This is a genomic window from Actinoplanes sp. NPDC051343, from assembly GCF_044455125.1.
Taxonomy (GTDB): Bacteria; Actinomycetota; Actinomycetes; order Mycobacteriales; family Micromonosporaceae; genus Actinoplanes.
This window is the reverse complement of sequence record NZ_JBITEL010000024.1, coordinates 25586-38836: the sequence shown is the minus strand read 5'-3', so window position 1 is coordinate 38836 and position 13251 is coordinate 25586. Positions and strand designations below refer to the sequence as shown.

11 protein-coding genes and 1 pseudogene are annotated in these 13251 nt (G+C 69.6%); 1 reads left to right on the top strand and 11 read right to left on the bottom strand.

Annotation, left to right across the window (positions count from 1 at the left end; all coding sequences use genetic code 11):
* Positions 1-37: 37 nt before the first annotated feature.
* A complete protein-coding gene (gene der / locus ACIA5C_RS45890; protein WP_396067119.1) occupies positions 38-1396 on the bottom strand; it encodes a ribosome biogenesis GTPase Der in 1359 nt (452 codons plus the stop codon).
* 26 nt (positions 1397-1422) lie between these two features.
* Positions 1423-2103, bottom strand: coding sequence for a (d)CMP kinase (cmk, locus tag ACIA5C_RS45885; RefSeq protein WP_396067116.1), 681 nt, complete (start codon positions 2101-2103; stop codon positions 1423-1425).
* A gap of 128 nt (positions 2104-2231) precedes the next feature.
* On the opposite strand from cmk, the gene ACIA5C_RS45880 reads away from it, so the two are divergent.
* Complete coding sequence (locus ACIA5C_RS45880) at positions 2232-2888, top strand: enoyl-CoA hydratase-related protein (protein WP_396067113.1); 657 nt, start codon at positions 2232-2234, stop codon at positions 2886-2888.
* Between the two features lie 6 nt (positions 2889-2894).
* On the opposite strand, the gene ACIA5C_RS45875 is transcribed toward ACIA5C_RS45880, so the two are convergent.
* The 9 genes and pseudogenes from ACIA5C_RS45875 to ACIA5C_RS45835 form a co-directional block, all read right to left on the bottom strand.
* The gene (locus tag ACIA5C_RS45875) at positions 2895-3578 is read right to left on the bottom strand and encodes a phosphotransferase (protein WP_396067110.1); all 684 of its coding nucleotides are present in this window, start codon (positions 3576-3578) and stop codon (positions 2895-2897) included.
* Complete coding sequence (locus tag ACIA5C_RS45870) at positions 3579-4316, bottom strand: pseudouridine synthase (protein WP_396067108.1); 738 nt, start codon at positions 4314-4316, stop codon at positions 3579-3581.
* Positions 4303-5142, bottom strand: a complete 840-nt coding sequence (scpB, locus tag ACIA5C_RS45865) for an SMC-Scp complex subunit ScpB (protein ID WP_396067205.1) — start codon at positions 5140-5142, stop codon at positions 4303-4305. The genes ACIA5C_RS45870 and scpB overlap by 14 nt, the downstream gene beginning before the upstream one ends.
* Positions 5143-6745: 1603 nt before the next feature.
* Positions 6746-7583, bottom strand: a pseudogene (locus ACIA5C_RS45860) (segregation and condensation protein A); the annotation flags it as partial.
* 104 nt (positions 7584-7687) lie between these two features.
* Entirely contained in the window at positions 7688-8365 is a 678-nt protein-coding gene (locus ACIA5C_RS45855; RefSeq protein WP_396067106.1) for a hypothetical protein, read from the bottom strand.
* A 7-nt stretch (positions 8366-8372) separates the two neighbouring features.
* Positions 8373-9305: a ParA family protein gene (locus ACIA5C_RS45850; protein ID WP_396067104.1), complete on the bottom strand. Its 933-nt coding sequence runs from the start codon at positions 9303-9305 to the stop codon at positions 8373-8375.
* A gap of 113 nt (positions 9306-9418) precedes the next feature.
* Positions 9419-10330: a site-specific tyrosine recombinase XerD gene (locus ACIA5C_RS45845; protein ID WP_396067202.1), complete on the bottom strand. Its 912-nt coding sequence runs from the start codon at positions 10328-10330 to the stop codon at positions 9419-9421.
* Positions 10327-11442 carry an alanine dehydrogenase gene (gene ald / locus ACIA5C_RS45840; protein ID WP_396067102.1) on the bottom strand — a complete coding sequence of 372 codons (1116 nt, stop codon included), beginning with the start codon at positions 11440-11442 and terminating at the stop codon, positions 10327-10329. The genes ACIA5C_RS45845 and ald overlap by 4 nt, the downstream gene beginning before the upstream one ends.
* Positions 11443-11649: 207 nt before the next feature.
* Positions 11650-13164 carry a cellulose binding domain-containing protein gene (locus ACIA5C_RS45835; protein ID WP_396067099.1) on the bottom strand — a complete coding sequence of 505 codons (1515 nt, stop codon included), beginning with the start codon at positions 13162-13164 and terminating at the stop codon, positions 11650-11652.
* Positions 13165-13251: the final 87 nt, after the last annotated feature.

Here is a 13251-nt window from a genome sequence, read left to right as displayed (position 1 = left end):
AAACCCACACCGCGGCAACCTCAACAGCCTACCAACCCTACCCGTGCGCCTTCCCGCGACCCCCCGGCCCAGTCTTCTTCCGCGGTTTCACCGAAACCTCGATCGGCGACCCCTCGAACCCGAACTCTTCGCGCAGCTTCCGCTCCACGAACCGCTGATATCCGGCGTCCAGCGGCCCGGTGGTGAACAGCACGAACCGCGGCGGCGCCACGCCGGCCTGCGTGGCGAACAGGACGCGCGGCGCCCGTCCCCCGCGCACCGGGTGCGGCGTTGCGGCCGTCAACGCGGTCAGCCACTGGTTCAAGGTTCCGGTAGGCACCCGCTGCTCCCACGAAGCCAACGCCTTACGCAGAGCCGGCGCCAGCTTGTCGACTGCCCGGCCGGTCTTGGCTGAAATGTTGACGCGTACGGCCCACGGGATGCGCTTCAGTTCGCGGTCGATCTCCTTGTCGAGGAAGATCCGTCGGTCGGCGTCGACCAGGTCCCACTTGTTGAAGGCGATCACCAGTGCCCGCCCGGCCTCCACGACCTGGCTCAGGACCCGCTGGTCCTGCTCCGAGATCGTCTCCGAGGCGTCCAGCAGGACCACGCCGACCTCGGCCGCTTCCACGGCGCCGGCGGTGCGCAGCGACGCGTAATATTCGGTGCCCGACGCCTGGTGGACCCGCTTGCGGAGCCCGGCCGTGTCGACGAACTGCCAGACTTCGCCGTCCATCTGCACGAGGCTGTCGACGGGGTCGACGGTGGTGCCGGCGGCGGAGTCGACGACCGCGCGTTCCTCGTTGGACACCCGGTTGAGCAGCGACGACTTGCCGACGTTGGGCCGGCCGACCAGCGCGACCCGGCGGGGGCCGCGCGGGCCGTCCTCGATGATCGGGGGCGGGGTGGGCAGGGCGGAGAGGATGTCGTCGAGCAGGTCGCCGGAGCCTCGCCCGTGCAGTGCCGAGATCGGGTGCGGTTCGCCGAGGCCGAGCGACCACAGCGAGACGGCTTCGAGTTCCAGGTTCTGGTTGTCGGCCTTGTTGGCTACCAGGATCACCGGCTTGTGCGACCGGCGGAGCATCTTGACCGCGGCCTCGTCGACGTCGGTCGCGCCGACGGTCACGTCGACCACGAACACGACCACGTCGGCGGTCTGCACGGCGATTTCCGCCTGGGCGGCGATCGCCGCGGCGCGGTCCTTCGCGTCGGGTTCCCAGCCGCCGGTGTCGACCACGGTGAAGCGGCGGCCGTTCCACTGGGCGTCGTAGGGCACCCGGTCGCGGGTCACGCCGGGGACGTCCTCGACGACCGCTTGGCGACGGCCGATGATGCGGTTGACCAGGGTCGACTTGCCCACGTTGGGGCGTCCGACGACCGCGACGACCGGCGCCGGCCCTTCGGCTACCTCAGGCACGGAATCAGAGACAGAGACCATCGAGCTCACGAACTCACCTTGCTGTTCAAAAGCCTCAAGACGTACGCCACGACCTCGTCGATGCCCATGCCAGTCGTGTCGACCTCGACGGCGTCGGTGGCCTGACGCAGCGGGTCGGCGGCGCGCGACGAGTCGAGCGTGTCGCGGCGGGTCAGGTCGGCTTCGGTGGCGGCGACGTCGGAGGCGTTCTCGGCGCTGCGGCGCTGGGCGCGCGCGGCCGAGGAAGCGGTCAGATAGATCTTCAGGTCGGCGTCGGGGGCGACCACCGAGGCGATGTCGCGGCCCTCGACGACGATGCGGGGGTGCCCGACGATGATCGCTTGCTGTAGGGCCACGAGGTGCTTGCGTACGGAAGGAACCGCCGCGACGGCCGAAACGGCCGCAGTGACCTCGGCCCCCCGGATGGGTGCGTCGACGTTGATCCCGTTGGCCGCGAAGTGGGGGGCGGCCGGGTCGGTGCCGATCGACAGTTCGGTCTCGAGCGCGATCTTCGCGATCGAATCGGGGTCGGCCAGGTCGGCCCCGGCCTGGAGAACCGCCCAGGTCACGGCCCGGTACATGGCGCCGGTGTCGAGGTAGACACCGTCGACCGCGGCGGCCAGGCGCCGGGAGACGGTGGATTTGCCGGAACCGGACGGGCCATCGACGGCCACCACGCACTTCTCCGGGCGTACGCCTTCAGCCACCGTTCCTCCTCGATTGCACTGCCATTGCCCCGCCGACCAACCCTGCTATTGTGCCCGCCGCATCGGCCATCGACTAACCCGGGTGACTTGCGCTAAGTTACCCGCCAGTAGCGACGGAGGAGAGAGCCATGCCCAGTCTTGATCGGCAGGACGACGTCTACCTTCTCGATCTCGGCGACACGGAGAACCGCTTCCACCCCGACTGGCTCGTCCAGGTCGACGCGCTGCTCGACGAGATCGGCAAGAACGACGAGCCGCGCGCGCTGGTCACCAAGGCGACCGGGAAGTTCTGGTCGAACGGCCTCGACCTGGAGTGGCTCTTCGCTCACCCGGACGAATACGTAGCGTACTCGAAGAAGGTGCACGCTCTGCTCGCTCGGATGCTGAGCCTGCCCATCGTGACGGTGGCCGCCCTGCAGGGCCACACCTTCGCGGCCGGCGCGATGCTTTCCCTCTGTCACGATCTGCGCGTGATGAGGGCCGACCGTGGCTTCTGGTGCCTGCCCGAGGCCGACATCAACATCCCGTTCACGCCGGGCATGTCGGCGCTCATCCAGGCGCGGCTGACGCCGCAGACCGCCCACGAGGCGATGGTCACCGCCCGCCGATTCGGCGGCCAGGAGGCGTACGCGCGGCAGATCGTAGACCAGGCAGTGAGCGAAGCCGAGGTGGTGCCGGCCGCGGTCGCCCTCGCGCACGCCAACGTCGGCAAGGCCGGCCCGACGCTGGAAACCATCAAGACCCGCATGTACGCCCCGGTCCTGGCCGCCCTCAACGAGGCGTGACCCGACTCAGGCGAACAGCGCCGCCGCCCACAGCTCAACCCGCGTAACCAGGTCGTCGCCGCCCCCGTAGGCCGCGAGCAGCCGCTCCCCCGCCCCCGAGGGCAGCCACCACCGCAACGAAGCGAGATCAACCGCCGGGTCTCCCCCGCACAACTCCCCGAACCCCACGACACCGGCCAGCATCCCCCCGGCCTGCACGACGTTCGAGGGCCCCAGATCCCCATGGATCCACCGCGGCACCCGGGGCCCGCCGGCCACCCCCGGGATCCGGAAGCCGGGCGCCTCGATGTGGGCCTCCACATGCAACGCCTTCAGGAACGCCGCCAGCACGTCCATCGACTTGTCGTCGGTCGGCAGCGACAGACCGGTTTCGCCCGGCACCCACCGCACCACGGACCAATGCCAGCGGAACAGCACCGACGGCGCACCGATCCGCACCGGTTCCGGCACGGCCAGCGGCAGACCGGGCGCCAGCAAAGGCAACCAGCGATCCTGCCGGCACAGCCGGTCGGCCGCGTCCAGGGTGTGCGGCAGGCGAACCGCGAGGTCGTCCCCGAGCCGCCACAGCTTCGAACCGCCGCCCACTTTCACGGAAGCCAGCGGCAGCCCCGCCAGATCGGGATGCTGCAGACGCAGCAACGCCCGCACCCGGTCCTCGCCGAGCCGTTCCGTGCGGGCGGCCGTGATCACCTAGTCGCCGACGGCCTTGAACAGGGCGGCGACTTCCGCGTTGGACAGGTGCCGGAACCCGCCGGTGCGCAGGTTTCCGAGCTTGATCGGGCCGACCGAGGTGCGGATCAGCCGGGTCACCGGGTGGCCGACGGCGTCGAGCATCCGGCGCACGATGTGCTTGCGGCCCTCGTGCAGGGTGATCTCGATCTGGGCGGTCTTGCCGATGGCGTCGACCAGCCGGAACGTGTCGACCTTGGCCGGACCGTCCTCGAGTTCGACGCCGGCGAGCAGTTGGCGGCCGACGTTGCGGGGCAGCGGCCCGTTGGTGACTTCGGCCAGGTAGGTCTTGGGCACGCCGTACGACGGGTGGGTCAGCTTGTTGGTCAGCTCCCCATCGTTGGTGAGCAGCAGCAGCCCCTCACTCTCGGCGTCGAGCCGGCCGACGTGGTGCAGCCGCATCGGGAACTGGGCGAGGAAGTCGGCGAGTTCGCTGCGGCCCTTCTCGTCGTCGAGCGACGACACGACGCCGCGCGGCTTGTTGAGGGCGATGTAGGCGAGCTTGGTGTCGGTCACCACACGCGCCCCGTCGACCCGGATCTCGTCGGTGGCGGGGTCGGCCTTGTCGCCGAGCTTGGCGACCTTGCCGTTCACGGTCACGCGCCGCCGGAAGATCAGATCTTCGCAAGCACGGCGCGATCCAACACCGGCGGCCGCCAGCACTTTCTGGAGGCGTTCGGCGGTGTCAGCCTGTGGCATCGAGCACTTCTTCCACGTCGTCGGGCAGGAACGGAGCAAGCGGCGGCAGCTGTTCGACCGAGTTGAGGCCGAGCTTCTCGAGGAAGAGCGCGGTCGTGCGATACAGGTGTGCCCCGGTTTCGCCTTCCGTGCCGCACTCCTCGATGAGGCCGCGCGTAGCAAGCGTACGCATGACCCCGTCACAGTTCACACCGCGGATAGCCGAGATCCGCGACCGCGTCACCGGCTGCTTGTAAGCAACCACAGCGAGCGTCTCCAGCGCAGCCTGAGTCAACCGCACCGACTGCCCGTCAAGCACGAATCGCTCCACATATGCCGCATATTCCGGCCTCGTGTAGAACCGCCACCCCCCGGCCGCCCGCCGCAGGTCAAACCCGTGCCCCGCCGCCGTATAGCGAGCCGACAAATCCTCCAACGCCGTAGCGATCCGCTCGGTCGGCTGCTCCAAAATCTGCGCCAGCTGCATCTCGGCCACCGGCTCATCAACCACCAGCATGATCGCTTCGAGCGCTGCCCCCAGCTCGGCCTCATCCTCCAAGGCCGGCATCGAGTCGGTCACGCTCTCGGCATCATCAGCTTCAGACGTACGGGCGGCCTCTCCCCCAGAAGCAACATCCCCGCCCCGCCGCCGCCGGCCCTGCACGGGAACCCCAGGGCCGTCCCCGGCCGCCGGCCGAGCCCCAGCCAGCTCCGCATCGTCCGCCGGCTGCTGCCCACCCCCAACCCCAAGCGCCGCACTGACGTCAGCCGCCCCAGCCACATAGGCCGCCGCCTCCGCGTCAAGCCCAGCCCCCGCCCGGCCGTCAGCCCCAGCGCGATCATCCAGCCCAGCCGCGTCCCGTCCGTCAGCCCCAGCACGATCATCCTGTCCAGCGGTGTCCCAGTCGCCGTCCTCGGCGCGACCGCGGACCCCGACCGAGTCGGAGTCGTCACCGTCAAAGCCGGCCCCACCAGCGTCCGTCCCGTGGTTGTCGGCCCCGTCGCCATCGAACCGAGCGCCCCCAGCCGGAACCCCGAAGTCGGCCCCCGCCCGGAACTCCGCCTCATCAGCCTCGAAGGCGGCCTCTTCGTCCTCGTCGCCGGCCGGCACCACCTCGACGAACGGCAGGTCGACCTCACCGTCGTCGGTCACATCGTCATCGGCCGCCGCGTCAAAGACGTCCCCCGCGTCGTCGCCGTCGGGCGCCAGCGGTGCGTCGATGGGCGAGCCGCCCTCGTCCTCGCCCGCCTCGGCCGCTTCCTCGATCGGCCCAGGCAGCGGCACCTCCTCACCCAGCCGCACGTCGGTCGGCTCCGGCTCGTCTTCGGCCGGCAGTTCCCGCGGCTCGTCAACGACCGCCCGTCCCGGCCCCTCCGGCTCAGAAACCCCGTAGCCCGGCGGATTTCCTCCCTCGAACGCCGTATCGAAGTCATCATCGTCATCCGACAACCCGGCATCCGACCGGTCCTCGTCGTCGTCCGGCCTGCTCGCCCCACCGTCCCGACCGTCGACACCGTCAAGCTGCGCCAACTCCGAAGCCCGCTCCCGCGCAACCTCCCGCTCAGCCTCAGCCCCGAGCTCGTCAGCCGCGTCCTCGACCGCAGCAACCTGCTCAGCCCGAACCGAAGCCCCAACCCGAGCTGCGACCGCCGAGCCATCCGCGTCGTCCACGCCGTCCACCGGGGCGCCATCGTCGTCAGCGTCGTCCGCCGCGACGTCGGTACCGTCCGCCGAGAGGTCCGCGCCGCGGGGCGAGACGTCCACGCCGCGGGGCGAATTGTCCTCGTCCAGCGAGGCGTCGGCATCGCCCGGCGAGGCGTCAGGGTCGTCCGACGAGGCGTTGGCTTCGTCCGCGGCGCGGTGGGCAGCCTCATAGGCCCGGTCGGGCTCGGCCCTCGGCCTCTCCCACGGCGGCACCCAGGCGGCCGCCTGCGCGGCAAGGGAATCAGGGCGCTCGTCGTTGCTCACGGTTGTTCCTCCACCACGGCCTCGCCGGCCGACACAGCATCAATCTCGTCCGAGCCGGCAACGGCCGCCGGCTCTCCATCGCTCTCGCGATCGTCGTCCTCGTCCGGCTCGTCCCTAACCGGCTCGCCGTCCGGACCCGCACCCAGCCCAACGTCTCGACGGCCGTCCAACTCGCCGTCGGAGCGGCCGTCAAACTCACCACCCGAGCCCGCGCCCAGCTCACCGCCCCATCCGCCGTCTAGCGAACCGTCCGAGCCAGCCTCAAGCGAACCGTCCGAACGGCCGTCCAGCTCACCGTCTGGACCGTTGTCAAACTCGTCCTCCAGCTCGCCGTCCGAACGGCCGTACAACGCTCGGCCCGACCCGGCGCTCAGCTCGCCGTCCGAACCGGCGTCCAGCTCGTCGAAGTCGTCGTCGATGACGAGTTCGCCGTCGGCCAGGTCGGCTTCGGTGACTGACTCGGCCGGCGGGGCGTCGGGGTCGGGGCGGGTGCCCTCGTAGTCGTCGATGTCGAGTTCGTCGGCTGCGCCGTCGCCGCCGATCCAGCGGACCGTCAGCTCGTCGAGGGAGACCGGCTGCTCGAAGTCGATCAGGTTTTGGCGGTAGAGCTCGAGCAACGCCAGGAAGCGGGCTACCACCTCGAGCGTGTTTTCGCAGTCGGCGATCAGCAGCGAGAACGTGGCGCTGCCGGCCCGGCGGAGGCGTTCGCGCAGCAATTTGGCGTGTTCGGGGACGCTGACCCGCATCTGGTGGATGTGCGTGATCGACACTTCGGGCGGCCCGGGTTTGGGCGTGAACTGTTTGAGCGCCAGCTTGAACAGCCGCTCGGGGCCGATGCCGAGCACCAGGTCGGGCAGGGCTTCGGCGTAGCGGGCTTCCATCGACACCGACCGCGGCCAGCGTTTGGCGCCGGTGCCTTCGAGGTCGGCGATGAAGGCCGCCGCCTCTTTGAACGCCTTGTATTGCAGGAGCCGGGCGAACAGCAGGTCGCGGGCTTCGAGCAGGGCCAGGTCTTCTTCGTCTTCGACTTCGGCGGCGGGCAGCAGCCGGGCCGCTTTGAGGTCGAGCAGGGTGGCCGCGACGAGCAGGAACTCGCTCGCCTCGCCGAGGTCCCATTCGTCGCCCATGGCCCGGATGTACGCGATGAAGTCGTCGGTGACCTGGTGGAGCGCCACTTCGGTGACGTCGAGCTTGTGTTTGCCGATCAGCTGCAGCAGCAGGTCGAACGGGCCTTCGAAGTTGGCGAGCCGCACCTGGAATCCGCCGGCCTCGACGGGTTCGAGTTCGGCGCCGACGACAGGTACGACTTCTTCAGGCACCTGCTGACCGTAGACCACGGGTCCGACAAGCTGCTCCGGGCTCAACACTGGCACCTCCGACGGCTTCTGCGCGCGCAGGTGTCAACGGTTGCCAAGATCGGAAGTTACGACCAGGCCAGCAGGAAGGGCAGGCCCAGGACGTTCAGGATGATGAGCAGGAAGGGCGCGCCAAACGGGAACAGGCACAGCGCCAGCAGCAGGACGACGCCGACGTTCTTCTGCTCGAACCAGAGCCGCATCCACTGCATGCCGGCGCCGGGCCGGGGCAGCGCGCTGTAGAGGATGCCGAAGCCGTCGAGCGGCGGGATCGGGATCAGCTCCAGCAGACCGAACGTCAGCAATCCGACACCCAACGACAGCAGGATCTGCTCGCCGAAGCTCACCGTGCCGGCGTAGCCGCCGAGCAGGATGCTGGACGGGTTGGCGTACTGCAGCAGGCCGTCGGGGTAGGAGACGACCGCCGCGGCGAGGAACAGCTGAGCGATGACGATGCAGGTCAGGGGGCCGGATGCGAACACGATGGCGGCGCGGCCGCGGCCGCGCCAGCGGGGGATGTCGTCGACCGACAGCGCCTTGCCCCAGCCCATGCCGCCGATGGCCGCGGCGACCGCGCCGAACGGGTCGACGTCTTCGCGCAGCCTCGGCATGATCGACTCGTTGCGGCCGGCCATGCCCAGGGTGCGGGCGGACAGGCGTACGGCGATGGCGCGCAACACGAGTCCGAGGACGAAGGAAACGACCAGTGCAGCGAAGGCCACGGGGTGGCCGAGGGAGTAGAGCACCGGAGGGTCAGCCGCGTTCTTCCTTGGCCGCGATCACTTCGCGGGCCAGCTGCCGATAGTTGCGCGCGCCCGAGGAGGCCGGGTCGAGCGAGGTGATGGGCGCCCCGGCCACGGTGGACTCGGGGAACTTCACGGTCTTGGTGATGACGGTCTGGTAGACCTTGTCGCCGAACGCCTCGACCACCCGCTGCAGCACCTGACGGCAGTGCGTCGTGCGCGAGTCGTACATGGTGGCGAGGATGCCTTCGAGTTCGAGGTCGAAGTTGAGCCGTTCGCGCACCTTGTCGATGGTGTCGAGCAGCAGGGCGACGCCGCGCAGCGAGAAGAATTCGCATTCCAGCGGGATGAGCACGCCGTGCGCGATGGTCAGTGCGTTGATCGCCAGCAGGCCCAGCGAGGGCTGGCAGTCGATCAGGATGAAGTCGTATTCCTTGCGGACCGTGCGCAGCACCCGGGCCAGCGCCATCTCGCGGGCGACCTCGTTGACCAGCTGGATCTCGGCCGCCGAGAGGTCGATGTTGGCCGGGAGCAGGTGAAGGCCGGCCACGTCGGTCTTGATGATCACGTCTTCGGCGACGACGTCGTCCTGCATGAGCAGGTTGTAGATGCTCAGGTCGAGGTTGTGCGGGTTGACGCCGAGGCCCACCGAGCAGGCGCCCTGCGGGTCGAAGTCGACCAGGAGGACCTTGCGCCCGTATTCCGCCAGGGCGGCGCCCAGGTTGATCGTGGTGGTGGTCTTGCCGACCCCGCCCTTCTGGTTGGCCAGGGCGATGATGCGGGCGGGCCCGTGCCGGTCGGTCGGCATCGGCTCGGGGATCGGACGGCGCATCGTGTAGGCCGTCGGGTCGGCGGGACCGAGGTCGGCGCCGAGGTCGAGTGAGCCCTGCTGCTCACGCAGCGTCGAGGTCCAGGCCTCAGCACGCGAATTGTTGTCTGACACGGCCCTCGCCCCCTTTCCGGCTCGAAGCCGGAGCCGATGCCCGACTCTACGCCACGCCAAGCACTCGACCGGGGTCAGCCGTCGGCGTGTCGTCATCTATGGGTGCGCAGCAATCAACGAGCGCGCGGGTGCGCGGTCGCGTAGACCTCGCGCAGCCGATCAACCGTGACCAAGGTGTACACCTGCGTGGTCGTGACCGAGGCGTGACCGAGAAGCTCCTGGACGACGCGCACGTCGGCACCTCCGTCGAGCAGGTGGGTGGCGTAGGAATGGCGTAGCGTGTGCGGGCTGACCGCGTGCGGACCGTCGACCGGCAGCCCGGCCGCGGCGGCCGCCCGATGCAGGATCGTCCAGGCGCTCTGCCTTGACAGAGACCCGCCGCGGGCATTGAGGAACACGGCCGGGGTGCCGCGGCCTTTGGCCGCCAGTGCAGGCCTTCCCCGTACGAGGTACGCGTCCAGCGCTGCCTTGGCGTAACCGCCCACCGGCACGAGACGGCTGCGGCCGCCCTTGCCGTGCAGGATCGCGGCCGGTTCGCCGGTCAGGTCGAGGTCGTCGATGGCCGCGCCGACCGCCTCCGAGATGCGCGCGCCGGTGCCGTACAGGAATTCGAGCAACGCCTTGTCGCGCAGCCCGAGCGGGGTGTCGTCGCCGACGTCGAGCAGCCGGGTGACCTGGTCGACGTCGAGCGCCTTGGGCAGCCGCTTGGGCGGCGCGGGCGGTTTGACGTCGGCCGCCACGTCGGCCGCGACGAGGCCTTCCCGGGCCGCGAACCGGTGCAGGCCGCGGACCGCGCTGATCGCCCGGGCGGCCGACGCCGACGCGAGGCCGCCGGCCCGCAGCCCGGCCAGGTGGGCGGTGACGTCGGCGGAGCGCACCGCGGCCAGGTCGGTTGTCCCGGCTGCGGTCAGCGCCTCCGCATATCTCTCGAGGTCACGGCGGTACGACTCGAGGGTGTTACGGGACAGCCCCCGCTCGACGCTCAGGTGGTCGAGGTAGGAGGCGATGGCGCGCTCGACAATCAGCTCAGGACCTCGCTCAAGGGCAGGGTGGACATGCCGTGCGCGTCGGCGACCGGGCCGTAGACGACGTGGCCGTCGAACGTGTTGAGCCCGAGGGCGAGCGCCGGGTCAGCCCGCAGCGCAGCCGGCCAGCCCAGGTTGGCCAGCTCGAGAGCGTACGGCAGGGTGACGTTGGTCAGCGCGTACGTGCTGGTGTGCGGGACCGCGCCGGGCATGTTGGCCACGCAGTAGAACATCGACTCGTGCACCCGGTAGACCGGGTCGGCGTGCGTGGTGGGCCGCGAGTCCTCGAAGCAGCCGCCCTGGTCGATCGCGATGTCGACGAGCACGCTGCCCGGTTTCATGCGGCTGACCAGCTCGTTGGAGATCAGGTTGGGCGCCTTCGCGCCGGGCACCAGGACCGCACCGATGACCAGGTCGGCGTCGAGCACCGCCTTCTCGATCTCGTACGCGTTGGAGGCGACCGTCTGCAGGTGGCCGCGGTAGTCGGCGTCGGCCGCGCGCAGCTTGGCGATGTTGCGGTCGAGCACCAGCACCTCGCCCTGCATGCCGAGCGCGATCGCGGCCGCGTTCATGCCCGAGACACCGGCGCCGATCACCACGACCTTGGCCGCGTAGACACCGGGGACGCCGCCCATGAGCACGCCGCGGCCACCGCCCGAGCGCATCAGGTGGTAGGCCCCGACCTGCGGGGCGAGCCGGCCCGCGACCTCGGACATCGGGGCGAGCAGCGGCAGCGACCGGTCGGTGAGTTCGACCGTCTCGTACGCGATGCCGGTGACCTTGCGGTCGATCAGCGCGTCGGTGCACTCCTTGGACGCGGCGAGGTGCAGGTAGGTGAAGAGAACCTGACCGGGCCGCATGCGCGGGTATTCCTCCGCGATCGGCTCCTTGACCTTGAGGATGAGCTCGCCGGTAGCCCACACGTCGTCGGCCTCGGCCAGGATGGTCGCCCCGGCCACCTGATAGTCACCGTCGGTGATCGACGACCCCGTTCCGGCGCCCGACTGCACGAAGACCTCGTGCCCGGCCCGCCGGAACTCGTAGACCCCGGCCGGGGTGATGGCGACCCGGAACTCGTTGTTCTTGATCTCGCTCGGAATGCCGACGCGCACCACCGGCACCGTCCTTTCTCAACGCTGAGTAAGAACCTTCTCGGGCGCAGACTACCGCCGCCGGCCGACACTTTTCCCAGCGTTGACGACCGTCACAGCAAACGGAGCAGCGGGCGCGGTGCTCACCGCGTACGGCCTCGACCGGTTCAGAAACCAGCGTGAGGGCCTAGACCGGTGAGGGCGGGCGAGCCCGCCCTCACCGGGCGGTCAGTTGGAGACCAACGCCAGGTGCGTCTTCAGCCCCTGGCCGTACGCCGTGGCGGTGCCGTCGAAATTGGAGATGAGCGACGGGCCGGTGCTGCAGTCCCAGGTGTTCCAGGTCCAGCCCAGATAGCCGACGCCGTGCTGGTCGGCCCAATTCATCAGGGTGTCGACGAAACCGTGGGCGCAGTCGTTCTCGCCGATCTCGGTGAGTGTCAGCGGGACCTGCTGGGCGACCGGTGCCAGCTGGCTGTCGTAGCACGAGGTGTTCGAGCAGGTGTTGAAGTTGTAGATGTGCGCGAACGCCGCGATGTTGTTCTTCGGGTCGGTCGGCTTGTAGGTCAGCCACTGCGTCAGGTCGTTGGAGTAGGCCAGGCCGCCGATGAAGATGACGTTGGTGGCGCCGGTCGCGCGGACCGAGTTGACAAGCGTCTGGAAGCCGGCCACCTGGTAGCCGATGCCGTTGCAGGTGCCGCCGTCGCGCCAGCACTTCCAGCCCGACGTTTCGTCGCCGGTGGCACGCTCCGGGTACGGCTCGTTGAACAGGTCGAAGACGACCGCGTCGTTGCCCTTGAACGCGTTCGCGACGCCGGTCCAGAAGCTCGGGCCGTACTGTGCGTCGGGCATCGGCTTCTGGCAGGTCGCCTTGACGTCGCTGCAGCCGGCCGAGTTCCCGGTGTAGAGGCCGTAGTTCCAGTGCATCTCGACGATCGGCGTGATGCCGTTCTGCACCAGCAGGTTCACGTACGTCTTGACCTGGTTCTGATAGGCCGTGCCGCCGTAGGCCGCCGGGACGTCGGCGGTGCCGAGCCAGCACTCCTCGTTCAGCGGCACGCGGACCGCGCGGATCTTCCAGCTGCGCATCGCGGTGATGGACGCCTGGTCCATCGGGCCGTCCCAGAATCCGTTGCCCTGGATGCAGGCGAACTCGCCGCCGGAGCGGTTCACGCCGTACAGCTTGTGCTGGGCGCCGCCGGCGTCGACCAGCTTGTTGCCGCTCACGTGCAGCGCCGGGGCGGGACCGTTGGCGGGAGGAGGCGTGGTCGGGCCGGTGGTCGGCGGCGTGGTCGGTGGGGTCGTCGGCGGGGTCGTCGGCGGGGTGGTCGTTGTGGCCCCGTTGCAGGCGACGCCGTTGACCGTGAAGGCCGTCGGCACCGGGTTGCTGCCCGACCACGAGCCGATGAAGCCGACCGACGTGGAGGCGCCGGTGGCCAGCGTCCCGTTCCAGCTCGAGTTGGCCGCGGTGACGTGCGCGCCGGACTGGCTGAAGGTGGCGCCCCAGCCCTGCGTGACCTTCTGGGCTGAGTCGGGGAAGTCGAAGCCGAGCGACCAGGTGCTGACCGCGTCACCTAGGTTGGTGATCGCGATGTCCCCCTGGAAGCCGCCCTGCCAGCTGCCGGTGACCTTGTAGGTGACGGAACATCCGGCGGCGGCCGCGGACGCCGGGGACAACGTCGCGGCCATCGTTCCGGCGGTGGCCAGCAGACCGGCCGCGGCCAGGGATAACGTACGTAGTCTCATCGGTAACCAATCGACGGGGATGAGAGTGGGAGCGCTCCCAGGTTCGGTCCTCACGACATCGTTGTCAAGTGTCGGGACGACGTCGGG

Excerpts from the sequence above, each read along its gene's own strand:
- ACIA5C_RS45880 (WP_396067113.1), top strand. The coding sequence starts at position 2,232 with ATGCCCAGTCTTGATCGGCAGGACGACGTCTACCTTCTCGATCTCGGC.
- ACIA5C_RS45870 (WP_396067108.1), bottom strand. The coding sequence starts at position 4,316 with ATGCCACAGGCTGACACCGCCGAACGCCTCCAGAAAGTGCTGGCGGCC.
- ACIA5C_RS45835 (WP_396067099.1), bottom strand. The coding sequence starts at position 13,164 with ATGAGACTACGTACGTTATCCCTGGCCGCGGCCGGTCTGCTGGCCACC.